The following is an 18,010-nucleotide window of genomic DNA, read 5'->3' on the forward strand; positions in this document are numbered from 1 at the left end:
GGGGGGAAGCTACGTCCGGGCTACGCCCGGCCTCCGCTTCCCCCCACACGTCATCTACGATGTCGCTGACCCTTCAACTGCGATGTCGCTGTGCACTAGCCGCCGGGATACGGATCAAGCGGCTGGCCTGATAGCGCGAACTGCAAGACGATAGGGCGCGGAAATGTTTGACTACAAAATATCCGTTAGCCGCCTGCACAACCGGCGGGGGCTTCGACCGAACGCGGCGTGACCGGCGCAAGGGTCGGCGACAGGGTTTCCCACTCCTCGATCGCGAGGCCCGCATGGCGATCCTCCGCCCCCGATGCGTCCATTACCGCGCGCAGGCAGCGGGTGGTAACGGGCGGGAAGTGCACCTCCTGAAAGCCGTCGACCCCAGTCGGATAGGTGCTCTCAATTCGGCGCCAGCCGCCCGCTTGCTCCGCGGCCCAATATTCCAGATGCCAGGCGGCGGGCGGCGCAACGCCTTCGTCCGCGTCTGCCGGGTGGTCGGCGAAGAAGCGGATGCGGGTGCCGTTCAAGGTCACCGGCCGGGGCCAGCGATATTCGATCCAGGCGCTGGCCGGATTTTGCTTCGTCCAGTTGCCCCACATGTCGGGCGGCAGCGGGCTGGTGCGCACCACGCCGTCGTTCAGGGCGGCGATCCAATATTGCTTCGGGCCGGGGGCGTTGGAGGCGGTGGGCCAGGCGCTTAAAGCCACATTGCGGGTCGGGGCGGCGGGGGGCGCGGGCGCCCGGGTCGGCCGCACCGGGCGGATGGCGGGGGGCGAGATGCTGTCGTCCCAGACCATCGGATCGATCGCGACCGAGCGGCGGAAATGCCCCCCGCCCTTCGCGTCGGCCGTGTGATAGGTCAGATACCAGCGGCCTTTGAACTCCACCGCGCCGGCATGCGAGGTGGTCGAGGACACCGGGCGCAGCACCACGCCGCGATAGGTCCATGGCCCCATCGGCGAAGGCGCAGAGGCATAGGCCTGGCAGGCATGGTACAGCGTCGGGGTGCAGGGGCTGTCAGGTCCCGTGTTGTTCGCGGCGTAGAGCAGATAGTAAGTGCCGCGCCGCTTCATCAGCCACGGCGCCTCGAAAAAGCCGGTCGCGCCGGTCACGACCTGCTCGGGGCCTTTGGGCGTGACCATGTCGGGGGCCAGTTCCATCGCACGCAGTCGCCCGAAGGTCCCCCAATAGATGTACACGCGGCCGTCCCCGCCCTTGGCATCGTCGATCAGCACGGTCGGGTCGATATTCTGGATATCGTTGGCGACGGGCACGGTTTGCGAGATGATCGGGCCAGACGGATGCGCATCGCGCCATGGCCCGGTCGGGCGGTCGGCGACTGCGACGCCGATCGCGAACCGGTCCTTCGCGTCGCCGTCGCGCTGGAGCACCGGGGCGTACATATAGAAGCGTCCGTCGCGCCCCTTCACGATCTGCCCGGCATAGGCGCGGCCAGGCTCGGCCCAGGCGAAGACGCGCTCCGGCCGGGCGATGGCAGGGTAATGCCGCCACACGCCGCTCGCGGGGTTCCGGGTCGAGAGCAGCTGCCACTCATTCATGATGAAGTCGTTCACCCCGTCCGGCGCCTCGTCGCGCCCCGCCAGGATCCAGAGCGTGTCGCCATCGACCAAGGGCGCCGGGTCGGTCGAATAGGTACGCCCGTCGGCCAATATCGGGTTGCCCCGGCTATGTACGGTTTCGGGGGCGAGCTGCAGGGCAAGAGCAATCAGCGGGATCATGACGGCATCCTGATCGCAACCCGGTCGCTTGTCGATATCGTATACGGTCTGGGCTGGCGGCGAGGTCACCTAGCCATGATGGCAGTGGCGGCAAGGCCTTGTCCGGGAGGCTCGTGCGACAGGTCCCGCAGCTCCGCCGGGAAGCGTCAAAGGTATAGGCACCGGCCATACCAATTTGCGATCAATCCGTCCCGAATATCCCAATCCTATTTTTTTAAAGTCGGAAATTGCGGGCTTTCAGATGCTTATCCCAATTTGTCCCACGTCTCCGGTTGTGCAGTGGTAGTATAGTATTGAAAAAATATGACTGCTCTGCAAGCATTGGCATCAGCGTAAAGATACCAAATAAGGTCTTTGTCATCCCAAGCGGGGAGGCGGAAAATCCGCCCCACGCAAGGGTTTACGTCCAAGGGGAATGGGTCGCGCACGATCAGGCGCGAACCAGACAGGTCGGACGGATGGCGGAGGCCGAATCATCGCTTGGAAAAAAAGGGGGGAGTATATGAAGAATACGGGATTCCTGCTGGCCACGAGCGCCGTTCTGGCAATCGTCGCGGCACCGGCCGCAGCGCAGACGACGCAGCCGACAAATGGGGCGACGGACGCCGTTTCCGTATCCGCCAAGTCCGAAAGCCAGAAGGCCGCCGAGCGCGAGGACGCCCGGCTGAATCTCACCCAGCGCCTGCAAGATGTCGATCCGGCATCGGACGACGTCGTCGTCACCGGCTCGCGCATCGTCAATCCGAACCTGGCCTCGGCCGCGCCGATCCAGGCCGTCTCCGCGCAGGAGATCAAGCTGAGCGGTGCCGTCAATATCGAGGACGTGCTCAACCGCCTGCCGCAGATCGTGCCTTACGCGCCCCAGGCCGATGACGAAGGCAACGGCACCGCGCGCGTCAACCTGCGCAACATCGGTGGTTCGGGCGGCGCGGCGCTGGTGCTGCTCGACGGCATGCGCCTGGGCGGCCAGGTGGCGGCCGACGTCAACTCGATCCCCCCTGCCCTGGTGCAGCGGGTCGACGTGCTGACCGGCGGTGCGGCTGCGGTCTATGGCCCCGACGCGCTGACCGGCGTGGTCAACTTCATCCTGAAGAAGAATTTCAAGGGCGTTCAGGTCGATGCCAATTACGGCTTCTTCAACCACCTGAACCGCGCCAACGTCGTGACCGACACCGCAAGGTCGCGCGGTTTCCCGACGCCGCTGGGCTGGACCAATGACGGCGCGCGCGCGACGATCAACGTGGCGGCGGGAACCCAGCTGTTCGAGGACCGGCTGTCGGTGTCGGGCTATTTCAGCTATCGCCAGACCGACAACCTGCCGTACAATTCGCGTTCGACCCAGTCCTGCCACCTGTTGCAGGCGGGCATCGACGGCCCGCTGAGCTGTGACACCACGATCTATTCGCGTTACGGCTATATCTACAATTTGAACAACCGCGTGGCGCAGATCAATGCCAGCGACGGCAGCCGCGTCTTCCGCCCCTATCGCAACACCCAGGATGCGACCACCGACCGTCAGAACCGCATGGACGACAGCTATCAGATGCTGCGCGCCAATGAGCGGTACAATGCGGGCGGCTTCCTGTCGTTCAAGGCGGCCGACTGGGCCGAATTCTACGGCAGCTACATGTTCACCCGCAACACCAGCCAGGGGACGTACCTGCCCGCCACGATCGGCGAGCAGACCAACGGCGCGGGCGGCTATCAGCTGAACTGCAACAACCCGCTGATGTCGGCGCAGCAGGCGCAGGTGCTGTGCGGCGCGCTGGCGGGCACGGCCGGGACCGTGCCGATCGACTTCGGCTATCGGTTCCAGCAATATCCGACGCGCGCGATCGACTATGAACAGGTCTATCATCGCGCCACCCTGGGCATACGCGGCGATTTCGCCTCGGCCTGGCATTATGATGTCGGGGGCGTCTGGGCCAACAACCTGACCAAGAGCGCGATCAACCGCAATTGGGCACCGTCGGGCCAGAATATCGCCCGCGCGCTGAACGTCGTCAACGTCAACGGCGTGCCGACCTGCGTGGCCAAGATCAACGGCACCGACCCGAACTGCGTGCCGCTCGATATCTTCCGCGGCGATTCCGCCGATCCGGCCGCCTATAACTATATCTTCGCCTATGCCCCGAACGGGCCGCGTCGCAATGTCGGCTATTTCTTCGACGTGCAGGCCAATATCAGCGGCGACCTGGGCCATTACGGCATCCGCTCGCCGCTGGCGACCGATGGCGCGCAGATCAGCCTGGGGGCCGAGCTGCGTCGCGACATCGCGAACAACTTCACCAGCGCCGACTATAACACCATCATCCAGGGCACGCCGAACCCGTCCTCCTTCGCACGGGGCACGCAGACCGCCAAGGAACTGGCCGCCGAGCTCCAGCTGCCGCTGATCCAGGACCAGTCCTGGACGCACCTGCTGGGCTTCAGCGGTGGCTATCGCGCGTCCAACTACGACACCTCGTCGCGCACCTTCTTCAGCACCTGGAAGCTGGAGGGGACCTGGGCGCCGATCCGCGACATCCGCTTCCGCGTGGCGCGCAACTTCGCCTCGCGCGCACCCAATGTCTTCGAGGCGACGCAGAACATCCATTTCGCGCGTAGCCTGAACTTCGTCGACATCTGCGGCGCCTCGACCGCAGCCGGTGGCGCGCCGCTCGCCAGCCTCGCCTCGTGCCAGCTTCAGCCCGGCTTCAACCCGGCCAGCTATGGCAGCACGACGATCCGCTGCCCCGAGGCGGGCTGTATCTATCGCAACGGCGCGGTCGATCCGGCCCTGGGGCCGCAGACCGCCAACACCCTGACCTATGGCCTGGTGCTGACGCCCAGCTTCCTGCCGCGCTTCAGCTTCTCGGTGGATCATTACGAGATCCGCTACAACAACCAGATCTCGAGCCTGGATCAGGACACGATCGTCAACAACTGCATCAACTATGCGACCGATCCGAGCGCGCTGAACCGCATCTCGTGCCAGCAGTTCGTCCGCAACGGCAACGGCACGCTGTACGGCAACATCAACAACCCCAGCTCGGGCTATCTCAGCTCGCTGGTGCTGAACGTGCCCAACCAGATCGGCACGACCGGCTATGACTTCCAGGCGCATTACGACCTGCCGGTGGGCAGCGGAACCTTCGCCACCGACTTCAACGGCGGTCTGGTGACCAGCGCGGCCTCGCTCAGCAACCAGTCGGGTCGCGTCGGCTATTTCGGCGACGGCGTGGGCAATCCCGTTCCGAAGTGGCGACACAATCTGCGCGGCACCTTCACGGGTGCGGAAGGGCTGTTCCAGCTCTCGCTGAACTGGCGCTACATCTCGGCCACGCAGAGCGGCACGCTGCGCCGCACGACGCAGAACACCTTCGCACGCATCCCCAACTACAGCTATTTCGACCTGGCGGCGAATGTGAACATCGCCAAGCGGATGTCGCTGGGCGTGACGATCAACAACCTGCTCGACAAGGATCCGCCGATCATTCCGGCGCGGGGTGGCAACAACACCTATTCGATCAACGGCTGGCAGAATTCGCCGGTCAATTTCTACGACATCTACGGCCGCTACATCCAGTTCTCGATCACGACCAACTTCTGATCCGAGACCCGATGACATGCCTGTCCCCGTCGGCGATGCCGGCGGGGATTTTTTATGGGATCACGGCCAGCGCCTCGGCGCTCGGGCACCCAGCCGGAACCGGCCCCGGCCCCGGTCGATAGACCAGCCGGACCCGGCTCGGCCCCGTGGGCACACAGGTGGCGAGGTGATAGTCGCGGGCCAGTGCCTCGCGCAGCACGCCCCGCGTCGCGCGGTTGCCGAAGGTGAAGCGCGGATAATCGTCGACGATCGCCCCCGGCCGCTGGCTGAGGATGCGGCGGATCTCGGTAACCGGATCGACACCGATCGCCTCCGGGCTCGCCTCGTCCTGCGTATTGAGATGGCCGGGAAAGACCCATTTCGACGGCAGGCAGCTCTGCGTCAGCAGGTACAGCGCCGGGTAGCCGTCATAGACATAGAGGCAACCCTTCGCCGGTCTCGCCGCCCGCGCCACCGCGCGCGCCTCGGCCGCGCCGCCCTTGGTCCGTTCGCTCAAGGCCAGCACGATCTGCCCCGCTGCGAAGATCACCAGCACGAACGCCACCGTCCCGCCCCGCCGCCAGCGGGCCAGCGCAGGCGCGGCGACCAGCACGCCGGGGAGCACGATGGGCAGCGCATAATGCGGGCTGCCGAACCGGCCATAGAACAGCACCGCCGCCCCCGCGACCGCCAGCCAGAGCAGCAGGAAGCGAAACCCCGCGCGCCGCTCTGCCGGGGCATGTCTCCAGGGCCGCCCGAACCCGATCACCAGCAGCAGCGGCGACAGGATGCCGAGACAGGTCGCCAGCCCTTCCAGCTCATCGGCGAACGGCCGCGCCGCCTGTCCGCCGACCGAGAGGAAATTGGCGAAGAGCCAGGCCTGCCCCTGCCCGATGGCGGCATAGACCCCGAACGCCACCAAGGTCGGCAGCAGCGCCAGCGCGACCCAGGCCAGCGCCATGCCCGCCAGCCGCCCCACCGGCACCCGCGCGCGCCAGCCTTGCCACAACAGCACGCAGCCAAAGGCAAACCCCTCGGGCAACACCGAATATTTGATCTGGAGCGCGACCCCGACCGCCGCCATAGCCACCGCGCCGCAGGGGAACAGCCGCCCCCGCCGCTCGACGACGCGCAAGACGGCAGTGCCGGCGACCAGCATCAGCGCATTGTAGAAGACCGGGGACTGGCCCCCTTCCCCCTCCATCAGGTTCAGCCAGAGGATATAGAGGATCGCCGCCACGAGGCCCGCGCCTGCCCCGGCAAACCGCCGCGCGACCCGCTGGATGCCGAAGGCGGTCGCGATGACGAAGCCGGTAGCGACCAGCTTATAGGCGAGGAACCCGTCTTCCCCCAGCAAACGCGCGCCCGCATAGAGCAGGAACAACCCGATCGGCTTGCGGTCGAAGATGTCGATATAGGGCCAGGCGCCTTGCAGCATCCGGTCGCCGACCAGCAGATAGAATTGCTCGTCGAACCCGATCACCGGATTCCCGAACGTCCGCGCCCGGACGACCAGCGCGACCAGCGTCAGCACCAGCAGGACACCGCCCTGCCCCCGCAACCAGGGGCGCAGCCACCAGCCCTGTCTCCGTTCGTCGCTCATGCCGCACGCGGGTGTGTCGCTTTCCGGGCAAAGGCAAGGGTAAAGAGGGGGCGCTATTGTTCGATGCGCCTCATCCGTATATACCTTGTCAGTACTGATGCGAGGATGCCGATGCCGAAGGCCGCTGTTTTCACCATGAAGCTGGAGGCCGATCTCCGCGCCGAATTCATGGCCGCAGCCGAGGCCAGCCACCGTCCCGCATCGCAGGTCATGCGGGAATTGATGCGAGAATTCATCCGGCGGGAGCAGGGTCGGCAGGAGCATGGCGATTTCCTGCAACGCAAGGTCGCGGCCGCCCGACTGTCCGTCCATGCGGGTAACGGACGATCCGATGCCGCTGTGGAGGCCGATTTTGCCGCGCGCCGTGCCGGGATCGCCGACCAGGCGTGAAGGTCCGCTGGACGCCGGAAGCCGAGCGGGATCGCATTGCGATCTGGGACTATCTCGCCGCCCGCGATCCCGGTGCGGCGTTGCGCATCGACAGCCTGTTCAGCGACGCCGTCGCCGCCCTGGCCGACTTCCCGATGCTGGGGCATGAGGGGGAGGTCCTCGGCACCCGCGAACTGACCCCGCATCGAAGCTATCGCCTGGTGTATGAGGTCGTCGCCGATACCGTCTGGATCCTGGTGCTGATCCACACCGCCCGCCAATGGCCTCCGCTTCGGGAGGTGTAGTTCAGGCTATTCGCAGGAGAGTGGGAACGGAATGGGGCTAGATCACTATCGTCAGGACCGGTCTGCTCCACCGGGCTTTGATCGTAGGTGGCTTTGTCCCGATAATGATGGCGCCCATCGCCTGATAGAAGCCGACCGAGGGGGGATGAGAAACGATCCGGATGGAGGCAATCCCTCTTCGCTTCGCTTCACCTGTCATATGCCGGAACAGCATTGTGCCGAACCCTCCCTCGCCCCTCACGGAGGGGAGAGGGTTGCGCAGACTTGGTCTTTGCGAAGCAAAGGCTTAGTCGGAGCTGGGTGAGGGGTGATCGACCTAATCATAACGAATACGTCACGATAGGGTATCGTTTTCCCTGCCGGTCATGCTATCGGGGGCGGATTATGGGCGGGAATTCCGGGCGATATCGGTTTCGTACAGGGCGTGCGGCTTTTTGCGCGTCCTGACCTTCCTGCACAGCTTCGAGCCCGGCGGGGTCGAGCGGATCGCGTTGCGCCTCGTCCATCGCTGGCGCGCGACCGGGGTCGATGCGCCGCTGTTCCTGGGGCGGACCGATGGCGCGATGGCGCAGGATGTGGGCGCGGGCCTCGACTTCGTGACGCCGAAACGGCGCTGGCCGGGGATCGCGCATTGGGAGACGCTCTGGATGGTCGCCACCCTGCCGCGCGCGGTGCGGACGATCCGACCGGACGTGCTGTTCTGCGCAGGGAATACCTACGCCTTTGTCGCGGTGATGCTGAAGCTGGTGCTGGGCCGCAACTGTCCGCCGATCATCGCCAAGATCAGCAACAATCTCGACCGCACCGATGCGTCCTGGTTCTACCGGGTCTTCTACCGGATATGGCTGCGTATCCAGGGGCTAGCGATCGACCATTTCGTCGGCATGGAAAAGCCGATGCGCGCCGAGATCGTGCAAGGCGTCGGCGTGTCGCCCGCGCGCGTCGCGATCATCCCCGACCCCGCCTTGTCCGAGGCGCAGATCCTGTCCTTGCGCGAACCCGTGGCCGATCGGCCGGAGGGACCGGGACGCCGCTTCGTCACCATCGCCCGGCTGGCCCCGCAGAAGAACCTCGCGCTGATGCTGCGCGGGTTCGCCCGCGGCAGCGCGCCCGAGGACACGCTGACCCTGTTCGGCGAAGGGCCGGAGCGGACGGCACTGGAGGCGCTGGCGGCGTCGCTGGGGATCGCCGACCGGGCCGATTTCCGGGGCTATGTCACCAACCCGGCAGGGCTGTTGTCGGGATATGACACGCTGCTCCTGTCCTCGCATTATGAGGGCGTGCCCGCCGTCATCCTGGAGGGGCTGGCCGCCAATATCGGTATCGTCGCCACCGATTGCAGCCGCTCGATGGGCGCGCTGTTACAGCAGGGCGCGCTCGGTACGCTGGTCCCGGTCGGCGACGAAGCGGGCTTTGCCGCCGCGATCGCGGCGGCCCGGCCCCGGACCCAGGATGCAAGGCGCACGCTGCACCAGGCACGACGCTTCACCATCGAGCACGGCGCGGACCATTATATCCGGGTGATGCGCAGCGTGCTCAGCCGTCGCGCGGCCGCGCCCCCCGCGCCCTTCGTTGCCGACCAGGCGCTGCCGACGCTTTAGCCAGGCGGGGGCGCCATGCCCTGCATCTCGTCCAGCCTCATCGAGGGACATTCATGCCATTCCTCCCCCGATAAAATCGCCCCAGTTCCTGGCTCAGCCATAATTGTGACATCATCGCCACAGTAGAAGTAAATCTTCACGTCGGCGATGGGAGTGGCTTGACGATGCGATACGGGGGGAGCGCGCGCCTGCACGGGTGCGTGAGGGGGACGGCGATCGTCCTGGGTCTGGCGATACCGGTCGGGATATCGGCGCAGGAGGCCCCGCCCTCCGATCCGCCCTCCCCCGAGGTCACCGTCACAGGCAAGCGTATCCCCGGATCGATCATCGGCGCGGTCGAGCCGGTCGCGGTGCTGGATGCCCAGGCGCTGGCGGCGCTGGGTGCGACGAGCCTCAGCGATCTGCTGAAGAAGGTGAAGGCGCTGACCAGTTCCTCGGGCGGGGGCGAGCCGGTGATGCTGCTCAACGGGCGGCGCGTCTCGGGTTTCGCCGAGTTCCAGTCACTGCCCTATGAGGCGATGGAGCGGATCGAGGTCCTGCCCGAGCAGGAGGCGGCACGCTTCGGCTATCCGCCCAATATCCGGGTGATGAACTTCATCACCAAGAAGAAATTCCGCGCGGTCACGGTCCATCTCCTGCCCGGCATCACGACCGAGGGCGGGGGCGGCACCCGATATAGCGAGGTCACCTCGGCGCGGATCGACGGGCCGCGCCGCCTGACCTTCAACGTCTCGCATCTGCGGCAGGACCCGGTGCTCCAGAGCCAGCGCGCCATCCTGCCCGATCCCGAGACGCTGTTCGCGACCACCGGCAATGTGACGGGGGTGAACGGCGCCAGCCTGGACCCCCGGCTCGATGCGCTGGCGGGGCGGAGCGTCACGCTGGCGGGCGTGCCGATCGATCCGGCCGCGCGGGGCACGCTTGCGGCCTATGCGAACAGCCCGGCCGGGGTCACCGATCTCGGCCCCTATCGCACGCTTCAGCCGCTGAGCGACACCATCCATAGCGAGGCGAGCATCGCCTCCCCCCTGACCAAGAGTGTGTCGGGGTCGCTGATGGTGTCGATGGAGGCGATCCAGACAAAGGGGCTGAACGGCCTCGCCCCCGCGCTGCTGCGCGTGCCCGGCGGGCTGGGCAATTTTCCCTTCGCCAACGACACGCTCCTCTATCGCTATCTGCCCGACAGCGTGCTGCATCAGCGGACGACCAGCATGGCGCTGCACGCAGGCGGCACGCTGACCGGCGATGTCCGGCGCTGGAGCTGGGCGATCACCGGCAATTATGACCGGATGGTGTCGCGCAGCACCTCGGAGATCGGCGTGCCGCTGGGCGCGCTTCAGGCGTCGATCGGGGCGGGCGGCGACCCGATGGCGGCGATCGATCCCGTCACTGGCGCCCAACGCGACCGAAACCGCAGCCGGGCGGTATCCGACACGATCGGGGTCAAGGCGACCGCCAACGGCCCCGTCGTCCGCCTGCCCGCAGGCGAGGCGATGCTGACCGTCACCACCGATTATAGCCGTATCGACAGCGACCAACCTGTCCCTCCCCACCGACGGGATCGGGCGCACCATGCGCGGGGCCAGCGTCAACGCCAATGTGCCGATCGCCTCGGCGCGCGAAGGCTCGCTGGGCTTTCTGGGCGAGATGCAGCTGAACGCGATGGCGGGGGTGTCGCAGGTGTCCGATTTCGGGCGGCTCCGCACCTCCAATCTGGGGCTGAACTGGACGCCCTTCCGCCCCGTCCAGCTGAACGCCTCGATCAACATCGCGCAGACCGCGCCCGCGGTGACGCAGCTGGTCGCGCCGGTCGTGGCCACGCCCAACACGCCCTTTTTCGACTATGTCACCGGGCGCAGCACGCTCGTCACCACCATCTTCGGGGGCAATCCCGATCTGGCGCCCGAGAAGCGGCGGGTGACGACGCTGGGCATCGCGGTGCAGCCGATCAAGGACAAGGATATCCGGCTCAGCACCGATTATGTCGACACCCGGATCGACAACCAGGCCGCCTCGCTGGGCGGTGCGACCCCGGCGTTCCAGCGCGCCTTTCCCGACCTGTTCGTCCGCGATACGCTCGGCCAGCTGGTCAGCGTCGACCTGCGCCCGGTCAACCTGGCGTATGAGCGCGAGCGCAAGCTGCGCCTGACCATCGACGCGCAGGTGCAGCTGGGCAAGACCCCGCCGCCCCCTCCCCCTCCGGCGCCCGATGCGGCCAAGAGCGCGACCCCGCCCGCGCCCCCACCCCGCCCGCCCAAGCGGCCACCCTCGCTCTGGCTGTCGGCAACGACCAATTACCGGCTGGAGGATCGGCTGACCTTGCGCGGCACCGGCTCGGTCCTCGACCTGCTCGACGGCGCGACGCTGAACGGTACGGGCGGGCGGCCGCGCTGGGACGTCGATCTGAACGGCCATTTCTCCTATGGCCTGTTCAACCTGGGGGTTTACGGCCGCCTCCAGGGGCCGACGCGCATCCGCAGCGACATCGCCGCCTCCGACCTGCGCTTTTCGGGGCGGACCTGGCTGGTCCTGTACAGCTTCGTGCGGCTGGAGAATATCGTGAAGAAGCCCTGGGCCAAGGGACTGAACATCAACTTCGCGGTCGAGAATGTGCTGAACGACCGGATCAACGTCACCGACCGCAACGGCCAGACGCCGAACCGCTTCCAGCCCGCCTATATCGACCCGCTCGGCCGATCGATCCGGATCGGGGTTCGGAAGCTGTTTTGAAGACTTTGAATAACATGGGATCGAATGCCATGGATAAGGGCACCGAATGCGCGGATAAACCATACGCCCAGGATGAAATGGATGCCATGTCGGATTGCCCCGAACTGACGGACGAGCAGATCGCGACGGCCCGGTCATTCGCGGAGGTCTTTCCCGAATTTGTCCGCAAAACGCCTGCGGCTGGGATGGGCCGACCATCAGGCAACAAGATCCGTTAAAAATTCAGACCGTCATTGCGAGCGCATCAAAGCAATGACGGTGTTCATTAACACTATTCCTGAACGCCACAGAACAACCCCGTTCAGCCTGCCGAAGCCCGCCGCATCGTAACCCTGTCTCATGCCCGGTCATGGGCATGGAGGGACCAGTCATGAAGGTGACGCGTATCATTGTCGCCGGCCTCGCGATCGCGACGATGGGTTTCAGTGCGAATGCCAGTGCGCAGGAATGGGGACCGCCCCCGCCGCCCCCGGGACCGGGCTGGGGCGCGCCGCCCCCTCCGCCACCACCCCCGCCGCCTCCCCCTCCGCCGCATTGGAGCGGTTATGATCGGGGCTATGGCTATCAAGGTTATGGCGACCGCGACTATGGTGGTGGCGGTTATGGCTGGCGCGGCGCGGGCTATGGATACCGGCCGCATTATCGGCCCTATCGCCGCTGCTGGACCGAATATCGCGGTTGGGAGCGGGTTCGGATCTGCCGCTGAGGCCGGTGCGACATCGGCTTGAAACACCATATGCCCCTCCCCTTCGGGGGAGGGGTTGAGGTGGGGCCTTTCCACGAACGCCACGCTTGCGGATACGCCCCACCCCCGGCCCCTCCCCTGAAGGGGAGGGGTGGGCCGATCCCCCATGTTTACAGCTTGACCCGCACACCCCCGAACAGGGTGTAGCCGAACTTCTCATATTCATAGGTCCGGAAGCGCTGGCCGAAATAGCGCACGCCCGGCGTGTTGGTCAGGTTCTTGCCCTCGGCGAACAGGTTGATGCCCTTCGCCAGCTGCACGCTGCCCGTCACGTCGAGCTGGCCGCGGCCTTCCCAATACAGGTCGAGCGCGGGGTTGGTCGCGTTGATCTCGTCCAGATAGTCCGACCGCTTGGTATAGGCGACGCGGACATTGACCGGCCCGCGCTCGTAGAAGACGCTGGCGTTCCACATATGCGTCGACTGGCCCGGCAGCGCGAAGCGGCTGCGCCCGCCATAGGCGGCGTCGAAGGTCGCGTGACCCTGGGTATAGGTATAGTTGGCGAACACCCCCAGACCGCCCAGCACGCCCGGCAGGAAGTTCAGATGCTGCTGCCAGTTGAGCTCGACGCCATAGAGTTCGCCGCGACGCGCATTCATCGGGCGGCTGAGGATCGCGCCGCCCACGCCGTTGTACACGCCGGTGCTGGTCAGCGTGTAGCGATAGTCGGACAGGTCCTTGTAGAAGCCGTTGACCGAGATCACGCCCAGCGGCCGGATGTAATATTCCAGGCCCGCATCGACATTGTTCGACAGGGTCGGCTTCAGGTCGGGATTGCCGGACTCGACCCGCACCGTGTTGCCCTCGCTCGTCTCGAGCACGCGCGGGGCGATTTGCGGGAAGTTGGGGCGGTTGATCGCGCGGCTGAGCGCGGCGCGCAGGATCAGGTTGGGCGTGAAGGCCTGGCGCAGCGTCAGGTTCGGGAAGAAATCGGCATAGCCGTTGCGCCCGCGCGCCGTCGTGACCGCGCCGGTGCGCGAGACGCTGGGGGCTTGGGCATCGAAATCGGTGGTCTCGACGCGCAAGCCCGCGACCAGGGTCGTGCCGTCCTTCACATATTTCGCCATGCCGAACAGACCGAAGATCTTCTCCTCGGCGATATAATCGGCGGTCAGCGACTGCGGCAGGCGGCGTTGCGCGGCGGCCTTGGTCGCGTCGAAATAGGCATCGGCCAGCCCGGTGTTGAAACGCTGCCCCAACGCATAGTCGAAGTTGCGCGATTCCTCGTCGGAGAGCAGCCCGGCCAGGCCCTGCGTCGGCGCGGCGGTCGCCCGACGGTCGCGGAGCCGCTCCTCATCGGCGTTGATATGCCGCTCGCGATATTTGCCGCCCGTCGAGAAGGTCACGAAATCGCCGATCGGCAGGTCCGATCGGACCGCCACGGTCAGCTCGTCATTCTTGGTCGTGTTCGACCGATAGGCATTTTCCTGAAAGGCGAAGGTGCCGAGCTGGAGATGCTCCTTGCTCTGGAACAGCGAATAGCTGGGCAGGTCGGCATCGCTGAAATCATAGGAAAGCGTCGGCCGCAGGGTTGAGCGGAACAGCAGCTCGTCACGGCGCGGATAGGTTTGCGAGCTTTCGCTATAGGCCACGTCCGCGCGGATGGTGCCGTCGCCCAGCCGCTGCTCGATGCCCGCCGTCGCCGACCAGATCTCGTTCACCTGTTTGCGGTGGCGGACCTGCTTTTCGATACGGGTGTTGCGATAGGTCGCGGTGCGGTCGGTCGACCCGGCCTGCAGCGCGCCATCGCTCCACAATATGCCGATGCGGTCGCGGAATTCGTCATCCTCGAACCGGGCATAGGTGCCGCGCACCCAGGCATGGGTCGCATCCGAGGGGCGCCATTCGAACGCGCCGGTGCCCGCGATACGCTGGCGCTTGGTGTCGTAATCCTTGAACAGCGTCTCGGTGACGCGCGGGCCGTCCGCCGTCTGGGTCCAGGTGTTCTCGACATTGTCGGGGCGACGATGGGTGTGCGAATAGCTGCCCGAAAAGAGCAGGCCGAACTGGCGGTCGGGGCCGAAGGTGTCGCTGACCGCGGCCGACCCGCGATAGTCGCTGCCCTTGCCGAACTGGTTGTAGCTGGCGCCCGCCATGCCGGTCAGCGCAAAGCCCTTGCGATCGAAGGGGGAACGGGTGGTGATGTTGACCGCGCCCGCGATCGAGTCCGCGTCCTGGTATGGCAGCAGCGACTTAGTCACCTCCAGATTGGCGACGATATCGGAGGGCAGCGTATCGAGGTCGACCGCGCGCGTCGTCGGATCGACCGAGGGGATCTGGATGCCGTCGACCGACACCGCCGACCACTCGCTGGGCGCGCCGCGCACGTTGATATAGCGCCCCTCGCCCTGGTCGCGCTCGATGCCGACGCCGGGGGCACGCTGGAGCGCCTCCGCGATGTTGGGATCGGGGAAGCGGCCGATCGCGTCGGACGAGATGATGGTGACGGTGTTGTCGGCGGTCCGCTGCTGGTTGAGCGCGCGCGCGGTATTGTCGAGCAGCGAGGCGCCGGTGACGACGATGTCGCCCGGCTCGCCGCTGGCGGCGGGCAGGGTCAGCGAGAGCGGACGCCCCCGCTCGGCCGCGGGCACCACGCGGGTGACGGGCGGACGGCCGAGATAGTCGATCAGCAGCGTGACGTCGCCCGCGTCCTCGGGCGTGATGACGCTGAATTCGCCCTGGAGATTGGTGGTCGCCTGCGCGCCCGTTCCCTCGACCACGACGCGCGCGCCCGGCAGCGCGACGCCGGTCGCGTCATAGATGCGCCCGGACAGGATCGGCCCCGAAGCCGGCACGCCCGCCGGCGCGCTGTCCGCCCCCTCGGCCTGTGCCACGCCGGCGGCCAGCGCCAATGCGATGAGAGAGGCCCCCGCGAGACCGCGGATGCCGGAGCGGACGATGTGCATGTTGTTCCCCTTGGGCGCTTGGTCGTGCCGACACCCCCCGGCGCCGGTCGTTCCCGCCCCCGTGGCCGGGGTTTGTTACGAGGCGATGTGATTGCGATGACGGGTCGATGACGGGAGCGTCACAATCGATTTAGCCAAGCCGGGGCGGCCGCACCGAAAGTTTCGGGTGGCGGTGGGAAGCAATAGGCGGCATTCTTTCCCGTCCCTTCCCGGTCGTTCGATCGACCCCAACCGGATGACAGCCACGCCATGCGTATTCTCGTGACCGGAGGGGCCGGGTTCATCGGGTCCGCACTGGTCCGCCATCTGATCCGCAACACCGCGCATGAGGTTCTGAACCTCGATGCCCTGACCTATGCCGGGACGCTGAGTGCGCTGGCGCCGGTGGCGGACGACCCGCGCTATCGCTTCGTGCGGGCGGATGTGCGCGATGCCGTCGCGGTGACCCGGGCGATCCGCGAATTCCGGCCCCAGGTCATCACCCATCTGGCGGCCGAAAGCCATGTCGACCGCTCGCTCGACGGGCCTGCCGCCTTTGTCGAGACCAATGTCGTCGGCACCTTCCAGATGCTGAACGCGGCCCGTGCCTATTGGCAGGGTCTGGACCCGGCGGAGCAGGCGGCGTTTCGCTTCCACCATATCTCGACCGACGAGGTGTTCGGCTCGCTGGGCGAGACCGGGCTGTTCACCGAGACGACGCCCTATGATCCGCGCTCGCCCTATTCGGCAAGCAAGGCGGCGTCCGATCACCTCGTCAGCGCCTGGGGCCACAGCTATGGCCTGCCGGTGATCGTCACCAACTGCTCGAACAATTACGGTCCCTATCACTTCCCCGAAAAGATGATTCCGCTGATGATCGTCAAGGCGCTCGCCGGGGAAAGCCTGCCCGTCTATGGCCGGGGCGAGAATGTACGCGACTGGCTGTTCGTCGAGGATCATGTCCGCGCGCTCCAGGCGGTGTTCGAACGCGGCGAGCCGGGGCGCCGCTACAATATCGGCGGCCATGCGGAGCGGCGGAACATCGATGTCGTGCACATGCTCTGCACGCTGCTCGACCGCCTGCATCCACGCCCCGACGGGGCATCCTATGCCGGGCAGATCGGCTTCGTCGCCGACCGCCCCGGCCACGACCTGCGCTATGCGATCGACGCCACCCGCATCCGCGACGAACTAGGCTGGGTGCCGCAGGAAAGCTTCGAGAGCGGCCTGGAAAAGACGGTGCGCTGGTATCTCGCCAACGAGGACTGGTGGCGGCCGCTGATCGCCCAGGGCGGCGCCGACCAGCGGCGGGGGCTAGGCCTATCGCCTAACCCATTTTTTAGCGGGCTAGGATAAGATCGGCTCCATGAAAGGCATCATCCTGGCGGGCGGCATCGGCACGCGGCTTCATCCGGCGACTTTGGTCGTCAACAAGCAGCTTCTGCCCGTCTATGACAAGCCGATGATCTATTACCCGCTGTCGACGCTGATGCTGGCGGGGATTCGCGAGGTTCTGATCGTCTCCAGCCCGGACTGCCTGGCGCATTATCGCACCCTGTTCGGGGACGGCAGCGCGCTCGGACTGACCATCGCCTATGCCGAGCAGCCGCGCCCCGAAGGGCTACCCCAGGCGTTCACGATCGGGCGCGACTGGCTGGCGGGGGAGGCCGCCATGCTGGTCCTGGGCGATAATATCTTCTTCGGCAACGGCCTGGGTCCGATGCTGCGCCGCGCAGTCGCGGGCGTCGAGGCGGGGGGCGGCGCGACCGTCTTTTCCTATCGGGTCGAGGATCCCCGGCGCTACGGCGTCATCGCGTTCGACGATCAGGGGCGTGCCGTCTCGATCGAGGAAAAGCCCGAGCGGCCCCAGTCCCCCTATGCGATGACGGGGTTATACCTGTTCGACGGGGCGGTGTGCGACCATGCCGCCACCTTGACCCCTTCGGCGCGGGGCGAACTGGAGATCACCGATTTGGCGCGTCGATACATGGATGCGGGGACGCTCCATGTCGAGGCGATGGGGCGCGGTTTTGCCTGGCTCGACACCGGAACCCATGACAGCCTGCTCGAGGCGGCCGAGTTCGTCCGCACGATCCAGCATCGTCAGGGCATACAGGTCGCCTGCCTGGAGGAAATCGCCTATCTTCAAGGCTTCATATCACGCGAACAGGCCGAGGCGCGAGGCCACGCGCTCGCCAAGACCGCCTATGGCCGCGCGATCCTGACCGCGATCGAAGACGCCCCCGCGCCGTTGCCGCAAGGCGAACGGCGCAAGGGAGACCGGCGACAGGGGTGAGCGATCACCCCTTCGTCAAATACAGCGCACGCAGCTTGGCGATCTGGCTTGGACCCAGGCCCAGTTCGTCCCGCAAATAGGGGTCGGTTCCGGCTGAGGGCGAAATGACACCCTAAGCGAAACGGCAAGAAGGGGTGGGGAGCGGACATCGCGCCCCCGCCTTGCGTCATCC

General features: G+C 66.3%; 16 protein-coding genes. 9 read left to right on the forward strand and 7 right to left on the reverse strand.

Annotated features, from left to right (window positions below; genetic code table 11):
* Positions 1 to 185: 185 nt before the first annotated feature.
* Positions 186 to 1,733: a family 43 glycosylhydrolase gene (locus GGQ89_RS18815; RefSeq protein WP_184106913.1), complete on the reverse strand. Its 1,548-nt coding sequence runs from the start codon at positions 1,731 to 1,733 to the stop codon at positions 186 to 188.
* 502 nt (positions 1,734 to 2,235) lie between these two features.
* Between GGQ89_RS18815 and GGQ89_RS18820 the strand changes: the two genes are divergently transcribed.
* Positions 2,236 to 5,325 (forward strand): TonB-dependent receptor domain-containing protein, encoded by a 3,090-nt coding sequence (locus tag GGQ89_RS18820; RefSeq protein ID WP_184106915.1) that lies wholly within the window; start codon positions 2,236 to 2,238, stop codon positions 5,323 to 5,325.
* 52 nt (positions 5,326 to 5,377) lie between these two features.
* Here the strand turns inward: GGQ89_RS18820 and GGQ89_RS18825 are convergent, their stop codons facing one another.
* A complete protein-coding gene (locus GGQ89_RS18825) occupies positions 5,378 to 6,907 on the reverse strand; it encodes a glycosyltransferase family 39 protein (protein WP_184106917.1) in 1,530 nt (509 codons plus the stop codon).
* Between the two features lie 105 nt (positions 6,908 to 7,012).
* On the opposite strand from GGQ89_RS18825, the gene GGQ89_RS18830 reads away from it, so the two are divergent.
* From GGQ89_RS18830 to GGQ89_RS18840, 3 genes are all read left to right on the forward strand, one after another.
* Positions 7,013 to 7,297 carry an antitoxin of toxin-antitoxin stability system gene (locus GGQ89_RS18830; RefSeq protein ID WP_244955820.1) on the forward strand — a complete coding sequence of 95 codons (285 nt, stop codon included), beginning with the start codon at positions 7,013 to 7,015 and terminating at the stop codon, positions 7,295 to 7,297.
* Positions 7,294 to 7,581, forward strand: a complete 288-nt coding sequence (locus GGQ89_RS18835; protein ID WP_184106921.1) for a type II toxin-antitoxin system mRNA interferase toxin, RelE/StbE family — start codon at positions 7,294 to 7,296, stop codon at positions 7,579 to 7,581. Before GGQ89_RS18830 ends, GGQ89_RS18835 begins: the two co-directional genes overlap by 4 nt.
* 434 nt (positions 7,582 to 8,015) lie before the next feature.
* A complete protein-coding gene (locus GGQ89_RS18840; RefSeq protein WP_184106923.1) occupies positions 8,016 to 9,182 on the forward strand; it encodes a glycosyltransferase in 1,167 nt (388 codons plus the stop codon).
* Positions 9,183 to 9,318: 136 nt separating this feature from the next.
* On the opposite strand, the gene GGQ89_RS18845 is transcribed toward GGQ89_RS18840, so the two are convergent.
* The 4 genes from GGQ89_RS18845 to GGQ89_RS18860 form a co-directional block, all read right to left on the reverse strand.
* Positions 9,319 to 9,648 carry a hypothetical protein gene (locus tag GGQ89_RS18845; RefSeq protein ID WP_184106925.1) on the reverse strand — a complete coding sequence of 110 codons (330 nt, stop codon included), beginning with the start codon at positions 9,646 to 9,648 and terminating at the stop codon, positions 9,319 to 9,321.
* 99 nt (positions 9,649 to 9,747) lie between these two features.
* Positions 9,748 to 10,101: a hypothetical protein gene (locus GGQ89_RS18850; protein ID WP_184106926.1), complete on the reverse strand. Its 354-nt coding sequence runs from the start codon at positions 10,099 to 10,101 to the stop codon at positions 9,748 to 9,750.
* 60 nt (positions 10,102 to 10,161) lie between these two features.
* Positions 10,162 to 10,335 (reverse strand): hypothetical protein, encoded by a 174-nt coding sequence (locus GGQ89_RS18855; protein ID WP_184106928.1) that lies wholly within the window; start codon positions 10,333 to 10,335, stop codon positions 10,162 to 10,164.
* 183 nt (positions 10,336 to 10,518) lie between these two features.
* Positions 10,519 to 10,692, reverse strand: coding sequence for a hypothetical protein (locus tag GGQ89_RS18860; RefSeq protein WP_184106930.1), 174 nt, complete (start codon positions 10,690 to 10,692; stop codon positions 10,519 to 10,521).
* 152 nt (positions 10,693 to 10,844) lie between these two features.
* Between GGQ89_RS18860 and GGQ89_RS18865 the strand changes: the two genes are divergently transcribed.
* The 3 genes from GGQ89_RS18865 (at position 10,845) to GGQ89_RS18875 (ending at position 12,618) form a co-directional block, all read left to right on the forward strand.
* Positions 10,845 to 11,912: a TonB-dependent receptor domain-containing protein gene (locus GGQ89_RS18865; protein WP_240456295.1), complete on the forward strand. Its 1,068-nt coding sequence runs from the start codon at positions 10,845 to 10,847 to the stop codon at positions 11,910 to 11,912.
* Positions 11,913 to 11,941: 29 nt separating this feature from the next.
* Positions 11,942 to 12,130 (forward strand): hypothetical protein, encoded by a 189-nt coding sequence (locus tag GGQ89_RS18870; protein ID WP_184106934.1) that lies wholly within the window; start codon positions 11,942 to 11,944, stop codon positions 12,128 to 12,130.
* A gap of 152 nt (positions 12,131 to 12,282) precedes the next feature.
* On the forward strand, positions 12,283 to 12,618 hold the full coding sequence (locus GGQ89_RS18875; protein WP_184106936.1) for a hypothetical protein: 336 nt from the start codon (positions 12,283 to 12,285) through the stop codon (positions 12,616 to 12,618).
* A 149-nt stretch (positions 12,619 to 12,767) separates the two neighbouring features.
* On the opposite strand, the gene GGQ89_RS18880 is transcribed toward GGQ89_RS18875, so the two are convergent.
* The gene (locus GGQ89_RS18880; protein ID WP_206362682.1) at positions 12,768 to 15,563 is read right to left on the reverse strand and encodes a TonB-dependent receptor; all 2,796 of its coding nucleotides are present in this window, start codon (positions 15,561 to 15,563) and stop codon (positions 12,768 to 12,770) included.
* A 249-nt stretch (positions 15,564 to 15,812) separates the two neighbouring features.
* On the opposite strand from GGQ89_RS18880, the gene rfbB reads away from it, so the two are divergent.
* On the forward strand, positions 15,813 to 16,898 hold the full coding sequence (rfbB, locus tag GGQ89_RS18885; RefSeq protein ID WP_184106938.1) for a dTDP-glucose 4,6-dehydratase: 1,086 nt from the start codon (positions 15,813 to 15,815) through the stop codon (positions 16,896 to 16,898).
* A 10-nt stretch (positions 16,899 to 16,908) separates the two neighbouring features.
* Entirely contained in the window at positions 16,909 to 17,838 is a 930-nt protein-coding gene (gene rfbA, locus GGQ89_RS18890) for a glucose-1-phosphate thymidylyltransferase RfbA (RefSeq protein WP_184106940.1), read from the forward strand.
* The last annotated feature ends 172 nt before the right edge of the window (positions 17,839 to 18,010 follow it).

Origin of the sequence: Sphingomonas yabuuchiae (assembly GCF_014199595.1) — a bacterium.
Taxonomy (GTDB): Bacteria; Pseudomonadota; Alphaproteobacteria; order Sphingomonadales; family Sphingomonadaceae; genus Sphingomonas; species Sphingomonas yabuuchiae.